General features: G+C 59.4%; 21 protein-coding genes. 11 read left to right on the top strand and 10 right to left on the bottom strand.

Annotated elements, in window-relative coordinates; genetic code table 11:
- Nucleotides 1-84: 84 nt before the first annotated feature.
- From mltA to AC8GFP_RS06875, 3 genes are all read right to left on the bottom strand, one after another.
- Nucleotides 85-1,287: a murein transglycosylase A gene (gene mltA / locus AC8GFP_RS06885; RefSeq protein WP_506612305.1), complete on the bottom strand. Its 1,203-nt coding sequence runs from the start codon at nucleotides 1,285-1,287 to the stop codon at nucleotides 85-87.
- A gap of 231 nt (nucleotides 1,288-1,518) precedes the next feature.
- Nucleotides 1,519-2,325, bottom strand: coding sequence for a carbon-nitrogen hydrolase family protein (locus AC8GFP_RS06880; protein WP_506611587.1), 807 nt, complete (start codon nucleotides 2,323-2,325; stop codon nucleotides 1,519-1,521).
- Nucleotides 2,322-6,359, bottom strand: a complete 4,038-nt coding sequence (locus tag AC8GFP_RS06875) for a YhdP family protein (protein WP_506611586.1) — start codon at nucleotides 6,357-6,359, stop codon at nucleotides 2,322-2,324. The genes AC8GFP_RS06880 and AC8GFP_RS06875 overlap by 4 nt, the downstream gene beginning before the upstream one ends.
- 62 nt (nucleotides 6,360-6,421) lie before the next feature.
- Between AC8GFP_RS06875 and glnE the strand changes: the two genes are divergently transcribed.
- Nucleotides 6,422-9,106, top strand: coding sequence for a bifunctional [glutamate--ammonia ligase]-adenylyl-L-tyrosine phosphorylase/[glutamate--ammonia-ligase] adenylyltransferase (gene glnE / locus AC8GFP_RS06870; RefSeq protein WP_506611584.1), 2,685 nt, complete (start codon nucleotides 6,422-6,424; stop codon nucleotides 9,104-9,106).
- A 47-nt stretch (nucleotides 9,107-9,153) separates the two neighbouring features.
- Here the strand turns inward: glnE and AC8GFP_RS06865 are convergent, their stop codons facing one another.
- Nucleotides 9,154-10,080 carry a MerR family transcriptional regulator gene (locus AC8GFP_RS06865; RefSeq protein WP_506611582.1) on the bottom strand — a complete coding sequence of 309 codons (927 nt, stop codon included), beginning with the start codon at nucleotides 10,078-10,080 and terminating at the stop codon, nucleotides 9,154-9,156.
- A gap of 91 nt (nucleotides 10,081-10,171) precedes the next feature.
- Here AC8GFP_RS06865 and AC8GFP_RS06860 point away from each other — a divergent pair, with 91 nt between their 5' ends.
- From AC8GFP_RS06860 to AC8GFP_RS06825, 8 genes are read left to right on the top strand one after another with little or no spacing between them, the layout of a single operon-like run.
- On the top strand, nucleotides 10,172-10,768 hold the full coding sequence (locus AC8GFP_RS06860) for a glutathione peroxidase (protein WP_506611580.1): 597 nt from the start codon (nucleotides 10,172-10,174) through the stop codon (nucleotides 10,766-10,768).
- 1 nt (nucleotide 10,769) lies between these two features.
- Nucleotides 10,770-12,071 (top strand): NAD(P)/FAD-dependent oxidoreductase, encoded by a 1,302-nt coding sequence (locus AC8GFP_RS06855; protein WP_506611578.1) that lies wholly within the window; start codon nucleotides 10,770-10,772, stop codon nucleotides 12,069-12,071.
- Between the two features lie 8 nt (nucleotides 12,072-12,079).
- Nucleotides 12,080-12,841 carry a DUF1365 domain-containing protein gene (locus AC8GFP_RS06850; protein ID WP_506612303.1) on the top strand — a complete coding sequence of 254 codons (762 nt, stop codon included), beginning with the start codon at nucleotides 12,080-12,082 and terminating at the stop codon, nucleotides 12,839-12,841.
- Nucleotides 12,842-12,852: 11 nt separating this feature from the next.
- Complete coding sequence (locus AC8GFP_RS06845) at nucleotides 12,853-14,085, top strand: class I SAM-dependent methyltransferase (RefSeq protein WP_506611577.1); 1,233 nt, start codon at nucleotides 12,853-12,855, stop codon at nucleotides 14,083-14,085.
- The gene (locus tag AC8GFP_RS06840; RefSeq protein WP_506611575.1) at nucleotides 14,082-15,368 is read left to right on the top strand and encodes an MFS transporter; all 1,287 of its coding nucleotides are present in this window, start codon (nucleotides 14,082-14,084) and stop codon (nucleotides 15,366-15,368) included. The genes AC8GFP_RS06845 and AC8GFP_RS06840 overlap by 4 nt, the downstream gene beginning before the upstream one ends.
- Nucleotides 15,365-15,901, top strand: a complete 537-nt coding sequence (locus AC8GFP_RS06835) for a DUF3833 domain-containing protein (RefSeq protein ID WP_506611574.1) — start codon at nucleotides 15,365-15,367, stop codon at nucleotides 15,899-15,901. Before AC8GFP_RS06840 ends, AC8GFP_RS06835 begins: the two co-directional genes overlap by 4 nt.
- A gap of 5 nt (nucleotides 15,902-15,906) precedes the next feature.
- On the top strand, nucleotides 15,907-16,689 hold the full coding sequence (locus AC8GFP_RS06830) for an SDR family NAD(P)-dependent oxidoreductase (protein WP_506611573.1): 783 nt from the start codon (nucleotides 15,907-15,909) through the stop codon (nucleotides 16,687-16,689).
- Nucleotides 16,690-16,704: 15 nt separating this feature from the next.
- Nucleotides 16,705-17,154, top strand: a complete 450-nt coding sequence (locus AC8GFP_RS06825) for a nuclear transport factor 2 family protein (RefSeq protein WP_506611571.1) — start codon at nucleotides 16,705-16,707, stop codon at nucleotides 17,152-17,154.
- Nucleotides 17,155-17,156: 2 nt separating this feature from the next.
- On the opposite strand, the gene AC8GFP_RS06820 is transcribed toward AC8GFP_RS06825, so the two are convergent.
- Nucleotides 17,157-17,771, bottom strand: a complete 615-nt coding sequence (locus tag AC8GFP_RS06820) for a glutathione S-transferase N-terminal domain-containing protein (protein WP_506611569.1) — start codon at nucleotides 17,769-17,771, stop codon at nucleotides 17,157-17,159.
- An 84-nt stretch (nucleotides 17,772-17,855) separates the two neighbouring features.
- Here AC8GFP_RS06820 and purB point away from each other — a divergent pair, with 84 nt between their 5' ends.
- On the top strand, nucleotides 17,856-19,277 hold the full coding sequence (purB, locus tag AC8GFP_RS06815; RefSeq protein ID WP_506611568.1) for an adenylosuccinate lyase: 1,422 nt from the start codon (nucleotides 17,856-17,858) through the stop codon (nucleotides 19,275-19,277).
- A gap of 6 nt (nucleotides 19,278-19,283) precedes the next feature.
- Here the strand turns inward: purB and AC8GFP_RS06810 are convergent, their stop codons facing one another.
- Nucleotides 19,284-19,718: a DUF3717 domain-containing protein gene (locus tag AC8GFP_RS06810; protein ID WP_506611567.1), complete on the bottom strand. Its 435-nt coding sequence runs from the start codon at nucleotides 19,716-19,718 to the stop codon at nucleotides 19,284-19,286.
- Between the two features lie 6 nt (nucleotides 19,719-19,724).
- Nucleotides 19,725-21,266, bottom strand: coding sequence for a M48 family metalloprotease (locus tag AC8GFP_RS06805; RefSeq protein ID WP_506611566.1), 1,542 nt, complete (start codon nucleotides 21,264-21,266; stop codon nucleotides 19,725-19,727).
- 99 nt (nucleotides 21,267-21,365) lie between these two features.
- Between AC8GFP_RS06805 and moaC the strand changes: the two genes are divergently transcribed.
- Nucleotides 21,366-21,836 (top strand): cyclic pyranopterin monophosphate synthase MoaC, encoded by a 471-nt coding sequence (gene moaC, locus AC8GFP_RS06800; protein WP_506611565.1) that lies wholly within the window; start codon nucleotides 21,366-21,368, stop codon nucleotides 21,834-21,836.
- Here moaC and AC8GFP_RS06795 read toward each other — a convergent pair.
- Genes AC8GFP_RS06795 through AC8GFP_RS06785 form a run of 3 tightly spaced genes read right to left on the bottom strand, consistent with a single transcriptional unit; the run spans nucleotide 21,833 to nucleotide 26,020 of the window.
- Nucleotides 21,833-23,791, bottom strand: a complete 1,959-nt coding sequence (locus tag AC8GFP_RS06795) for a helicase HerA domain-containing protein (RefSeq protein ID WP_506611564.1) — start codon at nucleotides 23,789-23,791, stop codon at nucleotides 21,833-21,835. The genes moaC and AC8GFP_RS06795 overlap by 4 nt on opposite strands.
- Nucleotides 23,792-23,810: 19 nt before the next feature.
- Nucleotides 23,811-24,929 carry a type II secretion system protein gene (locus tag AC8GFP_RS06790; RefSeq protein ID WP_506611563.1) on the bottom strand — a complete coding sequence of 373 codons (1,119 nt, stop codon included), beginning with the start codon at nucleotides 24,927-24,929 and terminating at the stop codon, nucleotides 23,811-23,813.
- Nucleotides 24,926-26,020 carry a type II secretion system F family protein gene (locus AC8GFP_RS06785; RefSeq protein WP_506611561.1) on the bottom strand — a complete coding sequence of 365 codons (1,095 nt, stop codon included), beginning with the start codon at nucleotides 26,018-26,020 and terminating at the stop codon, nucleotides 24,926-24,928. Before AC8GFP_RS06785 ends, AC8GFP_RS06790 begins: the two co-directional genes overlap by 4 nt.

The following is a 26,020-nucleotide window of genomic DNA, read 5'->3' as shown; positions in this document are numbered from 1 at the left end:
TGAGCCCAGTGCGGCGGGCAAGTCGGGGTTAATAAATTGGAATCTGACCCCAATTGTTGTGACTTAATTGGAAACTGACCCCAATTACTTGGGCCAGAGCACCCACATCCGCAGCGGCTGCTTGATGCGCCCCGCCAGCTCGCCAGCGGCCAAGCCGGTACCGGCAAACCAATCGGCCCGCACCGCGCCAACGATGGCGCTGCCGGTGTCCTGCGCCACCACCAAGCGTTGCAGCTGCTGGGTGGGGCCGGGCGACACCAGCCACAGCGCCGTGCCATAGGGCAGGCTTTGCGGATCGACAGCGATGGAACGCCCCGCCGTCAGCGGCAAGCCCTGGGCCCCGCGCGGCCCCACCAGCGGATCGGGCAAAGCCTCTTCGCGAAAAAACACATAGCGCGGGTTCTGCCACAGCAGCGCCTGCGCCCGCTGCGGGTTGCGCTGCAGCCAGGCCTTGATGCCCGGCCAAGAAGCATCCTTCAGCTCGCCCTTGTCCAACAGCCAGCGGCCAATGCTTTGGTAGGGCTGCTCGTTGTTGGCGGCATAGGCGATGCGCACCGTGCGCACCTGGCCATTGGCCTCGGTGATGCGCAAGCGCCCCGAGCCCTGGATGTGCAACACCATGGCGTCAATCGGGTCGGCCAGCCACGCAATGGCTTTGCCGTTCAAGGCGTTTTGCGCCGCCGGCAAGGTGTCGATCTCTTGCCGGGTGAACCACGGCTGCCCCGGCTTCAAACCGGCGGGCACGGCGAACAAGGGTGTGGCGAAGTTGTCGCTGGGCAGGCGTTGCGCCTCGAATATCGGCTCGTAATAGGCGGTCAGCAAGCCATTGGCCTCGCCCTCCCAGCTCTCCAAGCGGTGCGGCTGCAGCCGTTGCATCAGCCACTGGCTTTGTTCTTGTTCGCTGGCGATGCTCAGGCGGCGAATGTCGGGGCACAGCGGCGCCATGCTGCTGCCCGGGCGCTCGCAATTGGCCAGCAACACGCCCCAAGCATCGCCCATCGGGTCGCTGCCCCAGCCAGGCAACTCGTCCCAGCCCACCGGCACCCATCGGCTTTTGCGCACGTCTTTGCCAAAAGCTTCGGGGGGAGGTGGCGGCGGCTTGGCACTGGGCGCAGGCAGGCTAAGCGGGGGCGGCGCGGTGGGTGCGGCACTGGGCACAGGCTCGGCGGCAGGGCTGGACACAGGGGCAGGTTCTGGCAACACACGCGGCGCGGCGCAACCCGCCAACCACAGCGCACCACACACACCCACAGCCAGCACCACACGATGGAAAGACCACGCCCACATGCCAAACCAGGTGGGTTCAATCCTGGCCAATGAAGCCCCATCACGCAGGGCCGAAAGCCCATGCGGCAAGCCCCAGTGTTGGAAGCGATTTACAGTGCGGCTTGCTGAACAGGAAACAAACATGTGGTTGATTTTGCTTGAAGCCTTGGGGGCCGGTTTGATTCTGGTCTTGATCGTGTGGTGGACCATGTCGGGGCGCAGCGAAAACAAACCCGACGACAAAGACCCCGACTAAAGCACGGCGGGCAATTGCAGCCGACGTTGGTGCAGCGCGGCGATGTCGAGTTCGGCGATGACACAGCCCTCGCCCGTGGGCTGCACCGCTTGCACCTGACCCCAAGGATCCACCCACATCGAATGGCCCCAGGTTTGCCGACCGTTCTCGTGCACACCGCCCTGCGCCGCCGCGCCCACCCAAGCCAGGTTGTCCAAGGCGCGGGCCCGCAACAACACCTCCCAATGCGCCGAGCCGGTGGTGTGGGTGAAGGCGCTGGGCACCAGCAACAACTCGGCACCCATGGCGCGAAGCTGTTGGTAATGCGCGGGAAAACGCACATCGAAACACACACTCAAACCGATGCGCCAGGTGTGGCCGTCTTTGGAGGGCAGATCGAAACACACGGGGGTGTCACCGGCCTGCAGCACGGCTGCTTCGTCGTAGCGCTCTTGGCCGTTGTCGAAATAAAACAAATGGATCTTGTCGTAGCGGGCCAGGCACTGGCCTTGCGGCCCGAACACCAAACTGGCGTTGCGCACATGCAAGTCGTCTCCGTCGATTGCCAAGGGCATGGTGCCCGCCACCAAATACACACCGTATTGCGCGGCCATGCGGGCCAAACGTGTTTGCATCACGCCTTCGCCAAAGCGTTCGGCGATGGCGAGTTTGTCCCTGTCTTGGCGGCCCATCAGGCAAAAATACTCGGGCAACACGGCCAGCTCGGCACCCGCTTGGGCAGCCTGCGCCAGCAAGCGTTCGGCCGCGTCCAAATTGGCGGGCATGTCGGTGACCGACACCATTTGCAACAAGGCGGCTTTCATGGCTTGGTCTCCGGTTCTTTCTTGCCAGACGCAGGCTCCACTTTTGTCACCTTGGGTTCTTTCCAAGAACCCTCCACCCGAAACTCTTGGGTGTTGGATTTCATCAGGGGGCGCCGCAACACGTACTGCGCCAAAAAGCTGGTGAGACCGACCAGCGGGTTGATCGCCGAGTACACCAACGACGCCGTGCCCGCATTCAACTCGGGCACCACCACCACCTTGATGTCTTGGGTTTCGCGCTGAATATCGGCGCGGCCTTCCATCAACACGGCGGCACTGACGCCTTTCATTTGCAGGTTGTTGGTGCTGGCAATGCCTTGCGCGATGAACACGTCGCCGCGCACAAAGTCGAAGGCAAAACCTTCGCTGAACAAGTCTTTGAAATCCAAGGTCAAGCGGCGTGGCAAGGACTGCAAGCTCAACACGCCCAACAAGCGGGTGACACCGGGGTCGGCTTTCAAAAACTGGCCGCGCTCGATGTTGACCGTGAATTGCCCGGCCATGGTGGTGTAGTCGGGCGAAAACGGCGACCCTTGCCAGCCCACTTGACCGGCCATGCGGCCCTTGCCATCGCGAATCGCGCCTTTGTGGCCAAAGCGCTCCAGCAATTCTCCCGAGTCTTGGATCTCCAAGGTGAAGTCGAGTTGCGAGCGTTTGGCCGCGGCTTTGCCGGGGCCGCCCCATTGGCCCTTGCTTTGGAACTTGGCCTCGGGCGTGCTCAGGTTGAATTTGTTGAGCACCCATTCGCGACCGCCGGTGAGGTTGGTGCGGGCAAAGCCATCGATCTCGGCGCGACCCAAGGCAAGGCCGCGCACTTCCAGGTTGTCAACCACGATGTCCAAGGCAGGCATGTCTTTGGGCGATTCGGCCATCGAGGTTTCCACCTCCTCCAACACCGATGGCGGGACCACCAGGTAGTTCAATCGCGCCACCACCCTGGCTGACGTGTTGTCTTGGGCCGGACGGAACTCGGCGTTGCCTTGCAATTCCGTGGCCTTGGCCTGGATGCGCCACAGCTTGGCCTGCTTCTCGGCCACCGCTTGCACTTGTTTGAAGTTGCGCCCGAGGTAGGTGAGCTCGGGCGTGTTGAGTTCAATGCGGCTGGGCGCGTGCACGGCCAGCACCTGGCGCGGTGCGCCCCCTTTCTCAGGCTCGGCATCGGTCCACGGGCTCAAGGCCTGCTGCCACTCGTCCACATTGAACTTGGGGTGCCGGATTTGGGCCAACACCATTTTGTCCGGTTGGTCTTTGCTCTCAACCACCGTGCCCAGTTGCAGCAATCCGCCCAGCACCTGGGTGCTGGCGGCCGACACATCGCGCACATACTTGACCGACAACACCGAGCCCATGGTGAAGCTGAGTTGTTCCAGCGGGGCCGACTTGCCCGCACTGCGCAGCAACTGGCTGTCGACCCGCAAGGGCCAAGCAGCAGCAGCCGGTTTGTTCAGGGGCTCGGGCAATTCCAAGGCCATGCCTTGCAGGTTGCTGCTCAGGGCATATTCAACTTGACCATTGCGCAAGCCCAAGCTGGCGACATACGAGGTGCTGCCGCGCAGCAGCCCCGCCACACTGGCCAAGCTGCCCAGTTCGGGGGCTTGTTGCAAGGCCTCGACACTGACCCCGCCTTGCAAGACCAAGCGGGTCGGTCCATCGGTCAGGCTGTCGTTGAAACGCAAACCGCCATCAAGCTTGGCGTCCGAGCCCAGCACCCGCAGCCGCACACCGTTGGCCAGCACACCCGACTCGCTGTAAATCAGATTGCCGCGCAGCTTGGACAAACGCGGCAGATGCGGCGCCCATTGCAGATCGTTGCCATCGAGCTTGAGGTTGGCTTGCAGCCGCGCCAGACTGGGCTTGCTCAAGGGCACGGCAATGCGCAACTGCTGTTCAGCCACGCCGGTGGCTTGCACACCGTCCAAGGTGTTGCCCAATTGGTCCACCAACGGCGTGCTGCGCACCATTTGCAAGGCGTCCATCAACTGGCTTTTCACCACCGCATTGATGTCGACCACCGGGTCGTTCATGTCATTGATTTGCACATCCAGCTTGGAGACCTGCAACATCCCGGCGGGCCCCATGCGAGCCGACCCGGATTTGACTTGCAAGCGGTTGCGGTTGATTTGCAACTCGCCTGAGAACTGCTGCAAGCCCGGCCAAGAGGGGGAGGGCTTGCGGTTCAAGTTGGCGCTGGGGTTGGGTACGTACTGAAACTGCGCTTGTTGAAAGGGCGCGTTGATGGTGAACACGCCGTCGCTGCTTTTGGCAAAGGGGAACAGATCGATGGGGCCTTGCAACACCAACTTGGCTTGGCTGAAGACACCGGCCCCAATCGCCTCCCGCACATACTGGCGCACCGATGCGTCCATGGCTTGGGGCAAGTAGCGGTGCAACGCCCGTGCATCCAAGCGCTGGATATCGACCTTCAAATCCAGATCGCCCAAAGGTTTCTTGGCCTCGCCCTGGCGCCAAGTCAAATTGAAGTCGCCTTGGGCCAGATCGTTTTTCAATTGGCCTTTGTGGACATGCAAGACCCAGCGCTGGTCCCTGTGCTCCCAGGCCAATTCGGCCTTGGCTTGTTGCAGTGGAATCCGCGGTTCTGCCAACCAATCAACCAAGCTCAAGCTGCCGTTGTCGATGGCCACCTGCGCCTTGCCGCCATGTTCGTTGAATTGAAACTGCAATTGCGCGTCTTGTGCCCCCGGCCACCACAGCGCCTGCGCTGGGCTGTTGGGAGCCGAAGACTGCAAGCTGAAACCATCGAGTTGACCTTTGACGTTGAATTGAACAGCCGGGGTGTTCACATCAAACCATCGCAAGTCCAGCTGGGTCAATTGACCTTGTGGTTTGGCTTGGTCGAGCAGTTGCCGCCAATCAACAGGCAGGGGCAAACGCTCACCCAAACGGCCCAGCACGGCCAAGTTGACACTGTCAATTTGCAACTCTCCCTTTTGCGCCAAGCGAGGGCCTTCGTTGTGCCAAGCCAAGCGGCTGTTGCCACTGGTCCAGGTTTGGCCATCATCCAAAGTGAGTTGGACATCTTGGGTGCGCAGTTCATGACCCAGGCCTTCTGTCCACACATTGAAATGCAGGCGACCGCTCACCGCTTGCAATTCAAGGGGCACGACCTCAGGCGACCATTGCAACTTGACTTGCTGCAAACCCAGATCCAAGGTCGGCTGTCGCCACACGCCACGGTCCCAATCGGCCCAAGCACGCAGCCAGCCTTGGCCTTGGGTCAGGGCAACGCCACGCCAGGCTTGGCCATAAACCGACAACTTGGCCAAATCAATTTGCGGCATTTCAGCGTAGAGACGGCCTTGCCATGTGCTGATGTCACTGGCGTGGCGGTTGAGCAGCGCCTGCTTGAACTGGCCTTGCAGACTCACCCGCTGGCCCCAGTCTGGAGGCGGCGTTGCATCCAAACGCCATTCGTGGCTGCGCAAGCCGTTGTGCATCAACAGGCTGGCATCGCTGAAGGCCACCGCTGGTTGCTGATTGAAATCGTCAACCCAGCGCAGCCGACCTTGGTGGATTTGAAACTCGGGTTGGCGCAGCAGCCAATCGGCGAATGCCGAGGAGTCTGAGGCGCCAAGGGCCAAACCGGCCACCTGCCAAGACCCATCCGCGTTGTGCCGAACTTCCAACTCTGGGGCGTCGAGTTCTATGCGTTCGAGTTTCAGGCTCAGCAACGAGGCTGGTGACAAACTCGCACGCAGTTTGGGCAGTCGCAAAACCTCTTGGTCTTGGGCGTTGCGCAACACAAAATCGCTGACTTCGACCGAGGGCACCAAACCATCCGAGACGGTCGTCAATTGACCAATACTGACCTTCACGCCCCAGGCCTTGGAGGCAGCGGCTTCTATTTCGGTTCGCCAGTCGATGATTCGCGGCACAATCAAAAAGTGCAAAGCGAGACTGGCCAGCAACAACAACGCCCAAAAAGACAAGGCCAAGCCCAGCATCCATTTGGACAGCCTGACATACCAGCGCAGTCCAGCGGGCAGGGGCTTGGGCAGTGACGTTGTGTCGGGCATGGCGGGCGAATGGTTTAAGCAATTTGAATTATCACAGGCAAACACGTATCCACTGAGCAGCGATGAACAACTCCCTCGATCCCCGCGCTGAAGGCTCTCGACTGGTGCAGCGTTTGCGCCGTCGCTATGCGGCACACCTGTTGCAGTTGCCAGCCGGGACACCCAACCCCGAGATGTTGGCCAGATGTTTCTCCAGTTTGCAAATCGAATGGCCTGATCCTGCAGATGCTTTGCGTGTGTTGCGGCAGCTGGTGATGGAGCGGCTGGTGGTGCTGGACTGCGAACAGCAAGCGCCGTTGCAAACGGTCACTCAAACCATGACCTGGTTGGCCGAGTTCAGTCTGGACCTGGCTTTGCAAGAAGCCACGCAACGTGTGGCGCTGCGCCATGGCTTGCCACGCACACCGCAAGGGAATGTGGCGCAACTGTGGATCGTGGGCATGGGCAAGCTGGGCGCGGCCGAGTTGAACGTGTCCAGCGACATCGACCTGATCTACATCTATGACGAAGAGGGTCAGACACAAGGTTTGGCTGATGGCAGCGGCGTGGTCGACAACCAGGTGTTTTTTGATCGGGTGGTGAAACAGCTCTACACCCTGATTGGCGACACCACGGAGCACGGCTTTGTGTTTCGCATGGATTTGGCCTTGCGCCCCAATGGCGAATCCGGGCCCAGCGTGGTGTCGCTGGCCGCACTGGAAGAGTATTTCCAAGTGCAGGGCCGCGAGTGGGAGCGCTTGGCCTGGCTCAAGGCGCGGGTGGTGGCACCCGCCGCCTGCATCGACCAGGTGCCTGCTTTGCGCGACATCATCACGCCGTTTGTGTTTCGTCGCTACCTCGACTACAACGTGTTCGAGGCGCTGCGGGTCTTGCACCAGCAAATCCGCTTGCAATCGCAACGCCGCAGTGCCACGCGGCCCGAACGCGCCAACGATGTGAAGCTGGGGCGCGGTGGCATTCGTGAAATCGAGTTCACGGTGCAGCTCTTGCAAGTGGTGCGCGGTGGTCAATTCCCCGAGCTGCGCATGCGCCCCACGCTGCAAGCCTTGACGGCCTTGGTGCAAGCGCGACTGATGCCCGCCGAGACTGCACTGGCCCTGCAAGAGGCTTATGTGTTTTTGCGCCAAGTCGAGCACCGCATCCAGTATTTGGACGACCAACAAACCCACCAACTGCCCACGAACAACGAGGATTTGCATTGGATTGCACAGTCCTTGGGGCTGCCCGACAACACGGCCTTGCAAGCAAAGCTGCAACGACACCGCGACGCGGTAGCACAAGAGTTCGAGCGCTTGCTGCGCAACGAAGACGACAGTCCGAACACGGCCCAAAGCAGCACACCCACCGACTTTGAGATGCTGCTCGAGGGCTTGAGCCCCGAGCTGCATGGCCGCATTGCCCGCTGGGCGGAACTGCCGCGTGTGCTGGCCCTGCGCGATGAAGCCTTGCAGCGCTTGTTGAAGCTGGTGCAACGCACCCAATCGTGGGTCACCCAAGGCGTCATCAGTGAAACCGCGGCCGTGCGCTGGAGCGATTGGATGGAGCCGCTGCTGCGGCGCGAAACCTACTTGGCCTTGTTGCTAGAGCGTCCCTCGGTGCATGCGCAGCTGCTGCGCTTGTTGGGCGCGGCGCGTTGGCCAGCGCGGTACCTGATGAAACACCCGGGCGTGATCGACGAGCTGGCCGACCCCAGCATGTTGAACGAGCGCTTTGACGCACCCCTGTTCAAACAAAACCTGCAAACCCGCTACCAGGCTTTGCAATCGGCCCAAGCCGATGACGATGAAAGCCTGTTGAATCTGCTGCGCCGCGCTCACCATGCCGAGTTGTTTCTCACCTTGACGCGCGACCTGGAAGGCCACTTGTCGGTCGAGCAGGTGGCCGATGACTTGAGCGCCTTGGCTGACGCCATCGTTGAAGTGGCGGCCTCCTGGGTCTGGCCACTGGTCAAAACAAGGCACCGTGAAACGCCTTGTTTTGCAGTCATAGGCTATGGCAAGTGGGGCGGCAAAGAGCTGGGCTACGGCAGCGATTTGGACATCGTGTTTGTGTTCCAAGACGAGCATCCGCAAGCACCTGAAATCTACGCCCTGTTTGCCCGCAAATTGATCCAGTGGTTGACCCTGAAAACCGGCGAAGGCGATGTTTACGAAATCGACACCGCGCTCCGGCCCAATGGCAGCGCCGGTTTGTTGGTCAGCAGCATGGATGCCTTTGCCGAGTACCAAGCACAAAGGGGCAGCAACAGTGCTTGGGTCTGGGAACACCAAGCCATGACCCGTGCGCGGTTTTGCGTTGGCGACAGGCAGCTGGGTGCGCAATTTGAAGCGGTGCGCCGCCAAGTGTTGTGTGCTCCGCGTGACTTGGCACAACTGGCCTTGGACATCATGGTGATGCGAGAAAAAATGCGCACCGCCCACAGCGTACCCGCTGGCTTGTTCGACTTCAAGCACAGTGTCGGCGGCATGATTGACCTGGAGTTTGCGGTGCAATTTTTGGTCTTGGCGCATGCCCATGCCCACCCCAGTTTGCAAGACAACATGGGCAACATCGCTTTGCTCCATCGCGCCGAAGCCGCGGGTTTGTTGCCCAAAGGCTTGGGGGTGGCGGCCGCTGACGCCTACCGGGAACTGCGCCACTTGCAGCACCAAGCGCGGCTGGATGAACAAGTGGGCCGCAGCGACGCCGCCCCAATGCAGGGTCACAGCAGCGCCATCCAAGCAGTCTGGTCAGCTGTCTTTCACTGAGCGATCAGCCGCTTGGGCCACGTACCCCGTTTTGCATGCCTTGGCCCTCAAGCTTGGCGTGAACGCCATGCCTGCACCTGTTGGCCGATGTCTTCCAAGTCGCGCACCACCACCACGCCCTCGGGTGGGCGTCTTTGCAACACAGCATTGCCACCGCCAGCCCAAATGCCTGTGGTCGCGGGCAGCAATTGACGCAATTCTTTCAAGCCGTCAAGCACATGGTTGGCATTCAAGCTGCTGCTGAAACTCAAGGCCACCAAGTTCACTTGGTGGGCATGCGCTGCTTTGGCGATATCCGCCACGGGCATTTGCACGCCCAGCGGAATGCAGCGACAGCCGTTCAATGCCAGCAAGCATTCGGCCATCAGCAAGCCCAGGGCATGCTGTTCTTGCGGAAACGTGGTGAGCAAAACCACCGGTGGGTGGGCCGGAATTGTCAACGTTTGCTCATAAATGGTTTGGCGCAGCACCGTGGTGACGCATTCGGTGTAGAGGTGCTCTTCAAACACTTCAAGTTCGCCACGTATCCAGGTCTCGCCGATGAGGGCGCTCAAGGGGGCCACCAAATCGGTGACAAACTTGGCGACGCCCAAATCGACAACAGCTTGGTGCAAGCGCCCGCGCAAACCTGTCAGGTCATGGACATGCAAGCAGTCTAAAAAAAGATGCAGATCGATCGCGCTGTTCGTGTGCGCGGACACGCGTTTGGGCATGGACAATTCAGCCATGCTGATGCGCTGCAAATCCTCCAGCGGCATGGCCACCACCTTGCCTGGGCGAAAGCCTTGGTCGAGCAAGCGTTTGATGGTGCGCAATTTCTCCACTTGGGACAGCGGATAACTGCGTTCATCGAACTCGTCGCGCAGTGGCTGGGGAAAGCCATATCGGCGCTCCCAAACCCGCAAGGTGTCTTTGCCGATGCCGGTATCGCGCTCCACGGCAGCGATGGACAAATGGGGCTGGGAATGTGGCATGTTTGGATTCATGGGAAGATTGTCAGTGGTATTGGATGGTTTTTTGAGATGTCATAGACAACTTCCCTGAAATTAACGCATGATTGAACTTATGAAATCCACACAAACCCGAAACACTGTCCGCTTTTTGTCTTACTCTGCCCTCTTGGCGTGTCTTGCTTGGGGCAGCACAGCATGGGCAGACACCAGCAAAACCGCGGCTTGCCCTGCCGTGTTGCAACACACCGCGGATCGCTTGCAAGACGAAAAGCCCCAAAACCTGTGTCAATACGCGGGCAAAGTGGTGGTGGTGGTCAACACGGCCAGCTTTTGCGGCTTCACGCCCCAGTACAAAAGCTTGGAAGAATTGCACGCCCGCTACAAAGACAAGGGCTTGGTGGTGTTGGGCTTTCCATCCAACGATTTTTCACAAGAGCCCGACAACAACAAAAAGATTGCTGACTTCTGCGAGAACACTTATGGCGTGAAATTCCCCATGTTCAGCAAAACCACGGTGCGTGGCAGCGAGGCCTCACCCTTGTTCAAGCAACTCACCAAACTCACCGACACCGCGCCCAAGTGGAACTTTTACAAATACCTGATCAGCCGCGACGGCCAGAAGGTGCAAAGTTTCAACAGCACCACCGACCCCTTGAGCAAAGGCTTTTTGAGCGAAGTGGACAAACTCGTGGCCGCGCAAACCCCCTGACATGCACAAGCGTGTGGCCATCGTCGGCTCGGGCATCGCCGGTTTGTCGGCGGCGCACCATCTGCGGGGCCACGCCCGCATCAGCCTGTTTGAAGCGGGCAGCTATTTCGGCGGCCACAGCCACACGGTCGACATCACGTTGCCAGGCCCACAAGGCGACATCACCCACGGCGTAGACACCGGCTTCTTGGTTTACAACGAACGCACCTACCCCGGCCTGATTGATTTGTTCCAGCAGTTGGGTGTGCAAACCGCGCACTCGGACATGTCCTTCTCGGTGCAATCGACTTGGCCCCACAGTGGCCAAAAACTCGAATGGAACGGCGCCAACCTCAACAGCGTGTTCGCGCAGCGCAGCAACTTGTTGCGCCCGAAGTTTTGGGGCTTGTTGGCCGACATTGTTCGATTCAACAAACTGGCCACCACACTGGCCCAAGCGCACAACGACGGTGCTTTGATGCAACCGCTGCAAGACTTTTTAGACACACATGGGTTTGGCAACACTTTCCGTGATGGTTATTTGCTGCCCATGCTGGGTTGCATTTGGAGTTGCCCCACCTCGCAAATGCTGCAGTTCCCCGCCGCCACCATGGTGCGGTTTTGTGACAACCACGGCCTCTTGCAGGTGAACAACCGACCACAGTGGTTCACGGTGCAAGGCGGCTCCAAGCACTATGTGCAAGCCATCACCCAACACATTGACGACAAGCGTTTGAACGCGCCGGTGCAAGGCATTCAGCGGGATGAAGACGGCGTGCGCTTGCTCACCGCCCAAGGTGTGGAAGCGTTTGATGAAGTCATCATCGCCACCCATGCGGATCAAGCGCTGCGCCTGCTGAGCCAGCCCAGCGCACCCGAGCAAGACGTGCTCAGCCAAATTCGTTTTCAAGCCAACCGCGCCGTGCTGCACACCGACACCAGCGTGATGCCGAACAAGCGCTTGGCCTGGGCCGCTTGGAACTATGAGCGCAGTGCCGCCCACACCGAAAACGCCCATGTGTGTTTGCACTACTGGCTGAATAAATTACAGCCGCTGCCGTTCAACCAAGATGTGTTCGTGTCTTTGAACCCCATCACGACCATTGATGAACAACAGGTGCTGGGTGAATTCGATTACGACCACCCGGTGTTTGACCTGAACGCGATTCAAGCGCAACGCCAACTCGCGCCACTGCAAGGCCAGCAACACACCTGGTTTGCCGGGGCTTGGATGGGCTATGGCTTTCACGAGGATGGTTTCAAAGCGGGCAAGGCTGCCGCCAATGGTGTGCTCACCCTGATTCACCAAGAGGCCGTCGTTTGAACTCGCTGATGATCGGTACCGGCCAGGTGCGGCACACGCGGCTGCGGCCATCCAAGCATGGCTTTGCCTATCCCACCTGGTTTGTCATGCTGCCCATGCGCCACATGGCTTTGCATGGTGCGGGCGACTTGGCGGTGAACCGCCGCGCTTGGATTTCTTTTCACGACCAAGACCATGGCGATGGCCGTGGCCCCCAAGCCGGTGGCGCTTTGGCTTGGTTGGACGAATTGCTTGCCGCGCAAGGCATCACAGACGCCCAAGGCGAGGTGTGGCTGCACACCTATGCGCGGGTCCTGGGCTATGTGTTCAAGCCGGTGAGTTTTTGGTATTGCCACCGGGCTGACAACAGCTTGGCCGCCATCGTGGCCGAGGTGAACAACACGTTTGGCGAACGCCATTGCTATGTGCTGCCCGCACCGCACTACGGCCAAACCATGCAAGCCGACAAGGTTTTTTATGTGTCACCGTTTTGCGAAGTGCACGGCCGTTATGCGTTTCGCTTCATGCGCACCGAAGGCGACACACCGCGCACCGTGGTGCGCATTGACCACAGTGATGACGGCGGCATGCTGATCCGCACCAGCGTCAGCGGTCAGTTACAGCCGCTTACCGCTGCTGGTTTGCGCCGCGCATTTTGGCAACACCCGATGCACAGCCTGGGCGTCATATGGCGCATCCACTGGCAAGCTTTGGGCCTGTGGCTCAAACGTGTCCCCTTGGTGCGCAAACCCGCACCGCCCACTGAATTTGCTTCGCGAGCTGACGCTTGAATGCCTTTGACATGACAACCACTTTGAACACTTCCAATTTGCCTTTGCCCCTGTTGGACAAACAAGTGCCTTCCCCGGCCAAACGCGCTCTGCGCATGTTGCAGTCTTTGCAGGTGGGCGGCTTGCATTTGCAACTGCCCGATGGTCAAACCATTTTCTTTGGCCACCAAAGCGGCCCACAAGCCACTTTGCAACTGCACAACTGGCAGGTGTTTGGGGCGGCACTGCGCTCGGGCGACATTGGCTTTGCACAAAGCTTCATCGCCGGTGACTGGGACACGCCCGACCTCACGGCTTTGTTGCAGCTTTTGGTGGTCAACCGGCGGCCCATGGACGACATGATTTTTGGCACCTGGTGGGGCCGCTTGGCTTACCAGTTGCGGCATTGGATGCGGCGCAACACCAAGGCCAACAGCAGCAAAAACATCCATGCGCATTACGACTTGGGTAACGCGTTTTACAGCCTGTGGTTAGACCACACCATGACCTATTCCTCCGCTTGGTTTGATGGCGACCACAGCCAAGAACTGGCGGCCTCGCAACAAGCCAAGGTGCGCCGTGCGCTGCGCATGGCTGGTGTGGACCAAGGACCCAATCAACGCGTGTTGGAGATTGGCTGCGGCTGGGGCGGTTTGGCGGAAATCGCCATCCGCGACATGGGCGCCCATGTGACCGGCATCACCTTGAGCCCAGCGCAACTCGCCTATGCCACCGAACGTTTGCATGCCCAAAGCATGCATGCCGATTTGCGTTTGCAAGACTACCGCGACACCAACGACGGTCCCTATGACGCCATTTGCTCCATTGAAATGATCGAAGCCGTGGGCCGTGATTACTGGCCCACGTATTTCCAAACCATTGCGCGTTTGTTGAAGCCCGGTGGCCAAGCCTGCATTCAAAGCATCGTCATCGACGACGCCTTGTTTGAGCGCTACGCCATGGGCACCGACTTCATTCAGCAGTACATCTTCCCCGGCGGCTTCTTGCCCAGCACCAGCGCGTTCAAAGCACAAGCCCAAGCAGCAGGTTTGCAAGTCATCGACGAATTTGCATTCGGCCAAGACTATGCCGAAACACTGCGGCGTTGGCGTGTCGCGTTTTTGCAAGTGCAAGCCGATTTGCCCAGCTTGGGTTTTGACACCCAGTTTGAGCGCACCTGGCTGTTCTACTTGGCGTATTGCGAAGCCGCCTTCGCCGAACGCAACACCGACGTGGTGCAGTTCACCTTGCGCAAACCCGCATGACACGTCAGTCCTCGCTGGCCCTGGCACGCTTGGGTTTGCCCGCGCTGCCACTGGCTTTTGTGGCCTTGCCCTTGTACATGGTTTGGCCGCACCACGTGGCCACCAACTTTGGCCTGTCCCTGGGTCTCTTAGGGGGCTTGCTGTTTGTGGTGCGCTTGCTCGATGGCTTGCTCGATCCGCTCATCGGTCATGCGGTCGATGGCTTGTTGGTCAAAGGTGCGGCCACGCTGCTTCGGCGCTGCCTGTTGGCCGGGATGGTGTTGGCACTGTCTTTCATTTGGCTGTTTTTCCCGCAATGGTTGTTGGGGCCCACGCTCACCATGGACGCCTTGTTGGTGCTGATGACGGTGTTGTTGTTGTGCGCCTACCTGGCCTACAGTTTTTTGAACATCGCCTTGCAAGCCTGGGGCGCAGGCATTGCAGGTGACAACACCGAGCGCAGCCGCTTGGTCGGTTGGCGCGAAGGCTTGGGGCTGCTGGGCGTCATCAGCGCGTCGGTGTTGCCGGGCTTGTGGGGCTTGCCGGTCTTGGTCACCGTGTTTGTGCTGTTGTTGGCGCTGGGCTTGTGGGCATGGTGGTGGGCACCACGCCCCACGGTGGTTGCTGCGGTCAACAGTGGTTCACTGTGGCGCCAATTGTTGCTGCCTTGGGGCCATGTGGGCTTTCGCCGCTTGCTGCAAGTCTTCATGCTCAATGGCATCGCGTCTGCGGTGCCTGCCACGCTGATTTTGTTTTTCGTGCAAGACCGATTGCAAATGAGTAATGCGCAAACCACGGTGTTTGTGGCGGCTTATTTCATCGCCGCTGCGCTGTCCATGCCCTTGTGGTTGCGGGCCATGGCCCGCTGGGGTTTGCGCCGCTGTTGGCTGTGGGGCATGGGTTTGGCCATCGCGGTGTTCATCTGGACGCTGGCCTTGTCGGCCGGTGACGAGTTGTCGTTTCTGACCATCTGCATCTTGTCTGGCGTGGCGCTGGGTTCGGACCTGATTGCGCCGGGGGCTTTGCTCAATGGCTTGTTGCAACGCCCTGATGCGCAAAGCAGCCCGCCCGGCGCCTACTTTGGTTGGTGGCAAGTGGCCAGCAAATTCAATCTGGCACTGGCTGCCGGTGTCAGCCTGCCCTTGTTGCAAGCTTTGGGCTATTCTGCGGGCGCCCAAGACGCACCGGCCTTGTTGGCCTTGAGCCTGGCTTATGGCTTGTTGCCCTGTTTGCTCAAAGCCGCTGCTTGGTGGCTGCTGTACAAATCTCCTTCCCATTTCAACGCTGCTGAGGTTCACCCATGAAACGTCGCTTGATGCTCTCTTCTGCCGCTGCCACCGCCTTGGCCACGGTGGGCTGCGCCAGTCCATCGCTGGACAAACACATTCAAACCGAACCCGTGCTCGATTTGCGCCAGTACTTCAACGGCGTGGTTGATGCATGGGGCGTGTTCACCGACCGCTCGGGCCAAGTGGTGAAAAGTTTCACCGTCGTCATGAACTGCAGTTGGAAGGGCGAGGAAGGCGTGTTGGACGAAGACTTTGTGTATTCGGACGGCACCACACAAAAACGGATTTGGCGACTCACCCACCAAGGCGAGGGCCGCTATGTGGGCCGCGCCGATGATGTGGTGGGCCAAGCCAGTGGCCGCACACGAGGCAACGCCTTCAATTGGGCCTACACCTTGGCGCTACCAGTGGATGGTCAGGTTTGGCATGTGCAGTTTGACGACTGGATGTACCTCATGAGTGAACGCGTCATGCTCAACAAAGCCAGCATGAGCAAGTTCGGCATCTTCTTGGGCGAGGTCACGCTGTCCTTCACCAAGCGGGCTTGAGCGCCATGGCTTTTTTCAAACCCCTGAACACCCCCATCACCGACTGGCGCGGGCGCAGTGTGTGGTTGGTGGGTGCGTCCAGTGGCATTGGCTTGGCCTGTGCACAAGCCCTGCATGCCGCAGGCGCCAAAGTGTGTGTCTCAGCTCGGCAAGCCGCGCTGCTCGACGAATTTGTGGCGGCGCATCCGGGCAGCATCGCCCTGCCTTTGGATGTGACCGATGCGGCGGCCATGAAAGCCGCGGCCCAACAACTGCATGCGCAGCAAGGCTTGGATGTGGTGGTGTATTGCGCCGGTTATTACAAGGCCCAACGCGCCGAACGCTATGCCCTGCCCGAGATGCAAAAGCATTGGCTGGTGAACTACGACGGCGCTTTGTTGTTGCTCGACGCGGTATTGCCCTTCATGCTGCAACAGCAAAGCGGCCACCTGAGTTTCATCTCCAGTGTGGCGGGCTATCGGGGTTTGCCGCAAAGCCTGGCCTATGGCCCCACCAAAGCGGCGCTCACCAACTTGAGTGAAGCCCTCTACATGGACTTGCAAGACATCGGCATTGGTGTGAGCGTGGTCAACCCCGGCTTTGTCGCCACACCGCTCACCTCGCAAAATAAATTCGAGATGCCAGCCCTCTTGACGCCTGCGCAAGCCGCGCAACACATGCTGCAAGGCTGGCGTGAGGGCGTGTTTGAAATCCACTTCCCCAAGCGCTTCACCCGCTGGCTGCAACTGCTGCGGGTCTTGCCCTACCGTTGGTATTTCCCGCTGGTGCGCCGCGCCACCCGCATGTGAACTTGGAGACCCTGCATGAGCATGCCTGAACAACGTGTGCACGAGATCATCGACCTGTTTGAACACCTGCAGCCCAGCCATCTGCCGCAACTGCACGACTGGTACACAGCGGATGTGCGCTTCAAAGACCCGTTCAAAGAAGTGCAAGGCTTGAATGAGGTGCAGCATATTTTTCAGCACATGTTCGAGGCGCTTGAGAACCCCCGCTTTGTAGTAACCACCCGCATCGTGCAAGGCGAGCAGTGTTTTGTGGTGTGGGATTTTTTGTTCCGCTTCAAAACCATGCAGCGCGGTGTCGATCAATGTGTTCGCGGCGGCTCGCATTTGATGTTCAAGCAAGGCGCTGACGGCGTGTGGCGCATTGACCTGCACCGCGACTACTGGGATGCTGCCGAAGAGATGTACGAGAAGTTCCCGCTGGTGGGCAGCTTGATGCGCTGGCTGAAGAACAGAGTCAACAGCTGAAATCAGCTGGGGAGCGTTTCCACAAAACTCGCCCGCTGCATCAGCTTCTCATGCAAGCGGTCGAGGTTGGGATGCGCCCCGCGCCAATCGATGTTGGGAAAGCGGAAATCCAAATAACCCAACGCACAGCCCACGGCAATGTCAGCCAAGCTCATGTGGTTGCCGGTGCAAAACGCTTTTTCTTCCAAGCCTTTGCCCATGGCCACCAAGCTGTCGTGCACCTTGCCCAGTTGGCGATCAATCCAAACTTGGCTGCGTTCGCTTTCCGAGCGACCCACCCAATGCGCTTCCAAGCGAGCTGTGATGGCGGCGTCCAGCAAGCCATCGGCCAAAGCTTCCCAGGTTTTCACCTCGGTGCGTTCACGGCCGCTTTGGGGAATCAGTTTGCCCACCGGTGACAAAGTGTCCAGGTACTCGACGATGACGCGTGAGTCGAACAAGGCCTCGCCGCCTTCCATGACCAAGCAAGGCACTTTGCCCAAGGGGTTGGATTGCACGATGGTGGTGTTGGCGGCCCACACATCTTCAAGAATGAATTGGTATTCGAGTTTCTTCTCGGCCATGACGATGCGCACTTTGCGCACATACGGGCTGGTCACTGCACCTATCAATTTCATGGGAACTCATGGTTGTGGCTGAGCCCGTATTTTATAGACCCAAGCTTGCACGAAACCCACAAAAGCACAGCCTAGAATCGATTCATGACCGAACATGCTGTATCTGCTCTTTCGCCTTTGGACGGCCGCTATGCCGCCAAACTCGCCAGCCTGCGCCCGCTCATGAGCGAACAAGGCTTCATGCACCGCCGGGTGCAGGTGGAAATCACCTGGTTGTTGGCTTTGGCCGACAGCGGCATGCCCGAGCTCAAGCCTTTCAGCATCGAGGCTCGCGGTTTTTTGATGAATTTGATTCAGCATTTTTCAAGCACAGATGCCCTGGCCATCAAAGAGATTGAAAAAACCACCAACCATGATGTGAAGGCTGTCGAGTATTGGCTCAAAGCCCAATGCCAAGCGCCCAGCTTGTCGCCCCAATTGCAAGCAGAATTTGCCGCTGCTTTGGAGTTCATCCATTTCGCTTGCACCAGCGAAGACATCAACAACACCAGCCATGCGTTGCAACTCAAGGCCATGCGCAGCCAGGTGTTGTTGCCCGGCATCGATGCTTTGCAAGACAAACTTCGCGCCATGGCGCACCAGTACGCCGACAACGCCATGCTGAGCCGCACCCACGGCCAAACCGCCAGCCCCACCACCGTGGGCAAAGAACTGGCGAATGTCCTGATGCGTGTGCACACCGCGCGTCAACGCATCGCCCAAGTACCGCTGTTGGCCAAAATGAACGGCGCGGTGGGCAACTACAACGCCCATGTGTCGGCCCGTGCCGATTTCGACTGGGAAGCGTTTGCCAAGCGGGTGATTGAAACCACCGACACACCCGCTTCCGCCACAGCGCCGCTGGGCTTGGGTTTGCAGTTCCAGCCCTACAGCATTCAAATCGAACCGCACGACTACATGGCCGAGTTGTTTGATGCAGTGGCCCGCACCAACACCATCCTCATCGACTTGTCGCGCGACATTTGGGGCTATGTGTCGCTGGGTTATTTCAAACAGCGTTTGAAGGCCGGTGAAATTGGCTCGTCTACCATGCCACACAAGGTCAACCCGATTGATTTTGAAAACGCCGAAGGCAACCTCGGCTTGTCCAACGCGATGCTGCGCCACCTGAGCGAAAAACTGCCCATCAGCCGCTGGCAGCGCGACTTGTCTGACAGCACGGTGTTGCGCAACATGGGTGTGGCTTTGGGCTATGCGGTGTTGGCCTACCAATCCTTGTTACAAGGCCTGAACAAACTCGAACTCAACCCGGATGCCTTGCATGCGGATTTGGACAACGCATGGGAAGTGTTGGCCGAACCCATCCAAACCGTGATGCGCCGCTATGGCGTGAGCGGCGCTTACGAGCAGCTCAAAGAAGTCACACGCGGTCAACGCGTGACCCGCGAAGACTTGCACGGTCTGATTCACAAACTGGCGATTCCCGCCGCCGAAAAAACACGGCTCTTGGCCCTGACCCCTGCCACGTATGTGGGCGTGGCGGCCAGCTTGGCCAAACGGGTCTAAATCAATTCAAGCCGCAGCAGGCGGCATGGCCGCTTGCACATCCGGGGCGCGTTCGGCGTAGCGGTTGAAGCGCCACGAATCCCCATGCAAGGTGATGCGCCGCCACACTTGGCGCTTGGCCCCGGGGCTCATCTCGGTCCAGTACTGCACCTCTTCAAAGGTGCGGCCACAGCCTTTGCACAACGGGTCGCCTTGGCTGGTCGAGCAAATCGCAATGCACGGCGTATCGGCCGTGGTGTCATACCAGGCTCGCCAAGCCGCAAAGGCTTTGGCCGGAAAGCCTTTTTCGGCGGCTTCGTCTTGGCGGTGGTAAATCATCAAGGCGTACACCTCGGCCAAAGCACGCAACTCGGGTGCCAAGGTCACGCCATCGGGTGAGGGTTTCAAAGCTCGCCAATGGTTGATGGCCGACTCGATGTCGGTGATGTGGATGCTGCTCATGGGTGCTTAATTTTGCGGGCGCAAGAGTTCGCGCCGCTGCGCTTCCAAGCTGCGCATTCGGCTGTCAATGATGGAGGACTCCATTTGACCGGCGCGGTCCAAACGGCCCTCTTGGCTCAGGCGTTTGGACAAGGCTTGCGCGGCCCGCAAACGGTCGATGGCGCCACTTTCATCCCAGCGCACCGCACGGGACTCGGCATCAGCGCGCAAAGCCCGCAAGCCTTCACCGGTTTGGTTCAGGGCCTGGGTGGCCAAGTCCCAGGCCAAGCCATCGCGCGGGTGTTCGGCCAACCAAAGTTGCATGGCTTCAGACGCGCTTTTTGCCGCAGTGGCTTGTTGCAAGGCCAACTGGCATTGGGTGCGCAAGAGCAACAGCGGTCTGTTTTCAGTTTGTGCAGGCAGGGCTTGTACACAGCCTTGCGGGTTGCCTAATCTGCGCTCGGTGTCTTGCGCCAACCATTGCGCGGCGCGGGCACCGGCCGGGTCTTCACGACTCAATGCCAACAAACGCGTCACCGCATCCCGCGCCTTCGCCGCCTGGCCTTGTTGGGTGTAGGCCATGGCACCGGCATACAACAAACCGGCTTGTTGCGCCAAGGGCAACTCGGGTTTGAAATCTTTTTCCAAGGCCAACACCAGAACTTGCACCGCGTCGACCCGCGTAGCCAACAAGCCCCGCGCCCGCGCGGCCATCATGGCGTGTTCCAAACTGGTGGGGCTGGCTTGGGACGGGTTCAAGCCGATGCGCGACTGCATGTCGCCAATGCGTTCGGTGGTGAGCGGGTGGCTGCGCAAATACGGAAAGCCGCCGCTGTCGTTCAAACGGGCCGCTTGGCCCAGCTTTTGAAACATGCCGACCATGCCTTGGGTGTTGAACCCGGCTTGGCTCATGACGTTGAAGCCCAAGCGGTCGGCTTCACGCTCCATGTCCCGTGAGAAATTCAACTGGCCTTGCGCCGCACCCGCGCTGCCACCCATGATCAGGGCATTGGCCGCGTCCGGGCTGCGGCTGGCCGCCAGCACGCCCAAGATCATGGCGCCCACCAAGAACGGCGTTTGCTTGCCTTGCTGGTCTTGCATGCGGGCGATGTGGCGTTGCGTGACGTGGCTGAGTTCATGGCCCATGACCGAGGCGAGCTCGTCGCGGTTGGACACGGCAGCGATCAGCCCCAGGTGCACCCCCATGTAACCACCGGGGAGCGCGAACGCGTTCACGCTTTTGTCACGAACCAGCAGCAGGTCCCACGAGAAAGCGTCTGCCAGCTCGGGCGGCATTTGGCCGAGTTGACTGGCCGCGTCACGCAGCGGCCACCAAATGCCTTGCAAGTAATCGACAAACACGGGGTCGTCCAGGTAGTCGGCATCCGTCATCAGCTGGCGCATGATGGACTCGCCCAAACGGCGCTCTTGCGCCACGCTCATGCTGTTGCCGTCCCCGATATTGGGCAAGCGGGATGCATTCGGCTGGGCCTGCACCCCCCAGCTTGGCACCGCGCACGCCAAGGCCAAGCCAAGGGCGATGGGGCGCAAACGGGCGAAGGGTGTCATGGCTGCGAGAGGGCGGGACCGTATGATGGGGGAACGATGTTAACTGGCGGCACTTGCGCCACCCAGCCCTCACAGTTTCACCCTTGAAAACGATTGCCCATGTCCCTGACCCACTTTGACGCCCAAGGCCAAGCCCACATGGTGGACGTTGGCCCCAAGACCACCACCCACCGCATCGCTGTGGCCAGCGGCGAGATTCAAATGCTGCCCGCCACCCTGGCGCTGATTGAGAGCGGCAACGCCAAAAAAGGCGATGTGATTGGCATTGCCCGCATCGCCGGCATTCAGGCCGCCAAGAAAACCAGCGACCTGATTCCGCTGTGCCATCCGCTGGCCTTGACCCGCGTGGCGCTGGACTTTGAAATGGCGCACAACCCACCAAGCGTGCGCTGCACCGCCACCGTGGAAACGCATGGCCAAACCGGCGTGGAAATGGAAGCGCTCACCGCCGTGCAAGTGGCCTTGCTGACCGTGTACGACATGTGCAAAGCGGTGGACCGCGGCATGACCATCACCAGCGTGAAGCTGATGGAAAAGCATGGCGGGAAGAGCGGGAGTTTTGTGGCTTAAACCTGCGACGGCAACACAAACTGCTGCCGCCCTTCATACCGATACGCCTGGATCGGCACCACATACCGGTGCGAATAGGTCAGCATTTGCATCCAGCCCGGGGTGCGGTTGCGCATGATGGTGTCTTCGCGGCCTTTGAAGGCCGATTGCACCGAACTCAGGTAGTCGGCTTCGGTTTCGCTGGACAAGTGGCCGATGAAGAAGTTTTCGGTTTGCGACAACAGGTCGCGGTTGACCGTGGTGGGCGACTGGGTGCTGTAGACGATGCCAATATTGAACTTGGCGCCCTCTTTGGCAAAGCGCGAATACACGTCAATCACGGTCCCGGCATTGGGCGGAAAAATCATGTGCGCTTCTTCAAAGTAAATTTGCACATAGCGCCCGTTCAGTTGGTTGCTGACAAATTTGCGCTCTTGCTCGCGGAAGATGGACAAGCAAATGCTCTTGGCGAAGTAGCGGATGATTTGCTCGTTGGCGCTGCCCAAATTGATGACCACGGTTTTGGCGGCGCTCAAGCCATCGATGATGTCGGTGGTGAAGTCGGTGGCCGACGGGCTGTGAAACTCCAAGCAAGTGCGCAACAAATCGGGCCCTTCGCCCAAACCGGCGCACAAGAATTTGCACATGATTTGCTCGTCTTCATCGAAGATGAAATAACCATTGCTGTTCAAGCTCGGGTCGTTCGGGTATTGCTGCATGAAGCTGGCAATCGTGCGCATTTCATAAGCCATGGTGGTGAAGTTGAACGGGGCCGATGGCGGCGGCAATTTGGTGTGGGCCAAGTATGCCGCTTTGCGCAGGTTTTGTGAAAAGCAAGGGTTGAACGGTTGACTCAAACCCAAGGACTGCAACCAGGCCTTGATCTTCAAGGTGTCGCTTTCAAAACCAGCGGTGTGCAAAATGGCCCAAAAAATCATCACCTTGCGCAAACGGCGTTGCAATTGCGCTTCGTGCTCGTGCTCATAGCGCTCGAGTTTGGGCAGGCTGCAGGTGTAGAGGTTGCGCAGCGCGTCCACTTGGTTGACCTCTGGCGGCAACAGTTGCTGCAACACCTCGAAGGCATCGTAGGTGCGCTCGTAAAAATTAAAGCGCAGCAGCAGCGCATCGGGGTTGCCGTCCATGTTTTTCAAAAAATACGGCAAGCATCGGTCTTTATAGGCCGTGGCAATCGCCGAGTCGCCGTCTTGCGGGTTGGTGTTGGCGTACTCGCCGTTCACGTCAAAAATGATTTGGCCCACATGCGGGTCTTTCTCCGTCACTTCCAACATGCCTTGCACAATCAGCTTGACCACATTCGATTTGCCCAACCGGGTTTTGCCAAACATGGCGGTGCGTTTGCCCCGAATATCCATCATCGAGATGTAGGCGTTGTGCGGGTCGGCCAAATAACTTTTGTCTTCGCCTGCCCGCACCAAACCAAAATTGATCCGGCCTTTGGGCGGCACGGTGCTGTTGACCAGGGTCTCCATCACCGCGCGGTCGGCGCGGTACACGTGCATGCGGTGCGCCACATCTTGCACATGCATGGTGCTGGAAAACCTCGGCGGATCCCCGGGCAAGCTGCCCGCTTCAAACGCACCCAACACCTCGCAGCGCATCACCCCCAAGGACTCTTCCAACGGGGGAATGGCCTGCGGCCACAGGCGTTGACACAAGGTGTACTCACGGCTGCCGGGCTCGGGCAAAGCTTCCAAGTCTTGGATGCGCAGCACAAAGATGTGGTCTTGCGCCAAATGCGCCGCGCACAAAGCCGCACCCGACGAGGGGTTGACCTTGGCCATGACGCCAAACACAAACTGCCCGGGCACCAGCGGATGGGTGAGTGGCATGGCATGGGTGATCAAGACACGCAGGGTGCGAAATTGCAACTGGATGCCCATGCCCAGATGCTGGTCTTGAAACAAGCTCTCGGGCTTCAACAACGGATTGGATAGCAATTCTCGGATGGCATTCATGGTGGTGTCTCCATGCGGTTCAAGGGGTGTAGATGGTCCATTTGTTGTCGACGCACACCAGCAGTTGGTGGGCGCTCGACAGGCCCATCGACTCCAGCGCGGGGTTGCATTCGGCATCGGCGACGGCGGCCGGCAGTTTCAGTTTCAGGGCCGAGATGTTCTGGGCTTGCAGGCTTTGCACCTGCGCCGTGCCGTTCACGGCCAAGCTGGTGGTGCTGCTGGTGACACTGCTCACACCCGAGGCCGACAAGCTGCTCAAGCCGATGATGGGGTTGCCATCAAAGTCCCATCGGCCTGTGACTTTGCTGGTGCCATCGCGTCGGGCGTACTGGGCCAAGGTGCTGCTGCCAAAGCCATTGCGCACGGCCAAGATGCCGGGCAATCCCAAGGCGCTGGAGCGGGTGGTGCTGTGGTCACGGATCGGGTTGTTCATCACATACAGGTCTTGGCTGGCACGCAGCTCGCTGTTCTCTCCCTCGGCCACAGGGTGCGAAAAAGCAGCGTCGGCGCCAGCGGCGATCAGCAACTCATCCACCAGATCAAAACCATAGCGCTTGAGCTTGTCGCTGCCAAACACATAGGGCTGGGCGTTGAACACCAGGCTGCTGAGTTGCACCCCTGCTGCACAGTCTGGGGTCGGACAGGTTTTGGTGATTTGCACTGCCAAGCTGCGCGCTGCCATGGTGCTGCTGGACACGCCTGACACCGAGGTGGCCACCACCTCCAAGGAAGGCAGCATCAAACTGGTGTTGGTGGCGCGGTCCAGCAGGCGCAGGTTTTTCAATTCTTCCAAGGTCGGCTGTAAACCGTTGACCAGATTCACCGCGCTTGCCGCCACCGGCAGACTCAGGCTGCACAGGCCATCGCGAATACTGTCCGAATCGGCCAACGAGTTGTCCTTGGCCAAAGCAATCTGGCCGCAGTCGGCAGGCAAGGCGCTCAAGGCTTGGTAGTGCACACCCATGTAGTCACCCACCGCCGCATTGACAAGCTGGTATTGCTTGCCCACCAACTGGGTTTGCATCCGCTTGTAGTAGACGTTCATGCCCATGGTGAGCGACACCACCAGGGCGCTGAGCAAGGCGATCACCACCGTCAACTCAAGCAAGGTGAAGCCTGTTTGGGCGTGCTGTTTCATGGCTGCTGAACCTGCATCTCGCGGGTGGACTCTTTGATGCCTTGTTGCAGCGCCATGGTGGTGGAGAAAAAACCCGCCATCATGAAGGCCAAGATCAGGCCGCAAACCATGACCATGCCGCGGCTGAGGATGCTGGCGCGGTCTTCCATGGCCACCACCATGCGGTCGATCGAACCCACACCCATGCGCACAAAGGCTTCCACCGGATCGCGCCGCTCGGAGGCGTCTTGCACCCGGTCTTCCATCTCTTGGCTCATCACACCGGTGCTGAAAGCTTGGCCGAAAAAAGGCGTGTTTGGCTTGGACAGGTTCGCCATGATTTTGCGGATGTGCCAGCGCAACCAGGGCGAGCTGAACTTCATGCTGCGCTCTAGCGCCGAGCGCAAAGACACGCCCGAGCGCATCATGGAGGACAAGGAAATCAGCAACAAGGAACTGGCGTAATCGCGGTAAATGCTGAAAGGCAAATAGCGGTCCAGGCGCATGCGCACAGGGCCGGTCCAACGCGGCAACGCGACCAAAAAAGCGGCGATCAAGCTCACAAATAGCAAGCCAATCCAAACGCCGTAGTTGGTGATGACCATGGACACGCTATAGAGCATGCGACCCAACAGGGGCCATTTTTCTGGCGGCATCATCTCGGCCAAGATGGGCACCGCCGTGACCGCAAAACCCACCATCATGGCCAAGAACATGGTGAGCAAGGTCAGCGGATAGGCCACGGCTTTGCGCATGGTCGAGACCATCGCGTCGGTTTTCTCCACCGTCATCGACATGAACACCAGGCCCTCGGCCATGGTGGCGTCTCCCGAGGCCTGGGTGGCGTCAATCAGGGTTTGCTCCACCGGTGAGGCAATGCCCGACAAGGCTTGTGACAAGGAACCCATTTGCAAACCGCGCAGCATGGTCAGGTACATCAAGGCGGTGGTGGGTTTGCGGCTGCGCGCCCGCGTGTGGTATTTGTTCAAGGTGGTAACCAGTGGCACCCGGTCTTGCAAGGTGGCGCCCAAGTCGTAATAAAACGCGGCACGCCGCCGGTGCAGGTCGCGACGCGCCAAGTACAGGTTGATCTTGTCCAGGAGTTGCGACAT

The sequence above is a fragment of the Limnohabitans simekii (SeqCode) genome (assembly GCF_965234735.1).
Taxonomy (GTDB): Bacteria; Pseudomonadota; Gammaproteobacteria; order Burkholderiales; family Burkholderiaceae_C; genus Limnohabitans; species Limnohabitans simekii.
This window is presented reverse-complemented; position numbering and strand designations above follow the sequence as displayed.

Excerpts from the sequence above, each read along its gene's own strand:
- AC8GFP_RS06810 (WP_506611567.1), bottom strand. The coding sequence starts at position 19,718 with ATGAGCAGCATCCACATCACCGACATCGAGTCGGCCATCAACCATTGG.
- AC8GFP_RS06835 (WP_506611574.1), top strand. The coding sequence starts at position 15,365 with ATGAAACGTCGCTTGATGCTCTCTTCTGCCGCTGCCACCGCCTTGGCC.
- mltA (WP_506612305.1), bottom strand. The coding sequence starts at position 1,287 with ATGTGGGCGTGGTCTTTCCATCGTGTGGTGCTGGCTGTGGGTGTGTGT.
- AC8GFP_RS06865 (WP_506611582.1), bottom strand. The coding sequence starts at position 10,080 with ATGCCACATTCCCAGCCCCATTTGTCCATCGCTGCCGTGGAGCGCGAT.
- AC8GFP_RS06850 (WP_506612303.1), top strand. The coding sequence starts at position 12,080 with ATGATCGGTACCGGCCAGGTGCGGCACACGCGGCTGCGGCCATCCAAG.
- AC8GFP_RS06805 (WP_506611566.1), bottom strand. The coding sequence starts at position 21,266 with ATGACACCCTTCGCCCGTTTGCGCCCCATCGCCCTTGGCTTGGCCTTG.
- AC8GFP_RS06875 (WP_506611586.1), bottom strand. The coding sequence starts at position 6,359 with ATGCCCGACACAACGTCACTGCCCAAGCCCCTGCCCGCTGGACTGCGC.
- AC8GFP_RS06785 (WP_506611561.1), bottom strand. The coding sequence starts at position 26,020 with ATGTCGCAACTCCTGGACAAGATCAACCTGTACTTGGCGCGTCGCGAC.
- AC8GFP_RS06855 (WP_506611578.1), top strand. The coding sequence starts at position 10,770 with ATGCACAAGCGTGTGGCCATCGTCGGCTCGGGCATCGCCGGTTTGTCG.
- AC8GFP_RS06790 (WP_506611563.1), bottom strand. The coding sequence starts at position 24,929 with ATGAAACAGCACGCCCAAACAGGCTTCACCTTGCTTGAGTTGACGGTG.
- glnE (WP_506611584.1), top strand. The coding sequence starts at position 6,422 with ATGAACAACTCCCTCGATCCCCGCGCTGAAGGCTCTCGACTGGTGCAG.
- moaC (WP_506611565.1), top strand. The coding sequence starts at position 21,366 with ATGTCCCTGACCCACTTTGACGCCCAAGGCCAAGCCCACATGGTGGAC.
- AC8GFP_RS06880 (WP_506611587.1), bottom strand. The coding sequence starts at position 2,325 with ATGAAAGCCGCCTTGTTGCAAATGGTGTCGGTCACCGACATGCCCGCC.
- AC8GFP_RS06830 (WP_506611573.1), top strand. The coding sequence starts at position 15,907 with ATGGCTTTTTTCAAACCCCTGAACACCCCCATCACCGACTGGCGCGGG.
- AC8GFP_RS06840 (WP_506611575.1), top strand. The coding sequence starts at position 14,082 with ATGACACGTCAGTCCTCGCTGGCCCTGGCACGCTTGGGTTTGCCCGCG.
- AC8GFP_RS06795 (WP_506611564.1), bottom strand. The coding sequence starts at position 23,791 with ATGAATGCCATCCGAGAATTGCTATCCAATCCGTTGTTGAAGCCCGAG.
- AC8GFP_RS06845 (WP_506611577.1), top strand. The coding sequence starts at position 12,853 with ATGACAACCACTTTGAACACTTCCAATTTGCCTTTGCCCCTGTTGGAC.
- purB (WP_506611568.1), top strand. The coding sequence starts at position 17,856 with ATGACCGAACATGCTGTATCTGCTCTTTCGCCTTTGGACGGCCGCTAT.
- AC8GFP_RS06860 (WP_506611580.1), top strand. The coding sequence starts at position 10,172 with ATGAAATCCACACAAACCCGAAACACTGTCCGCTTTTTGTCTTACTCT.
- AC8GFP_RS06820 (WP_506611569.1), bottom strand. The coding sequence starts at position 17,771 with ATGAAATTGATAGGTGCAGTGACCAGCCCGTATGTGCGCAAAGTGCGC.
- AC8GFP_RS06825 (WP_506611571.1), top strand. The coding sequence starts at position 16,705 with ATGAGCATGCCTGAACAACGTGTGCACGAGATCATCGACCTGTTTGAA.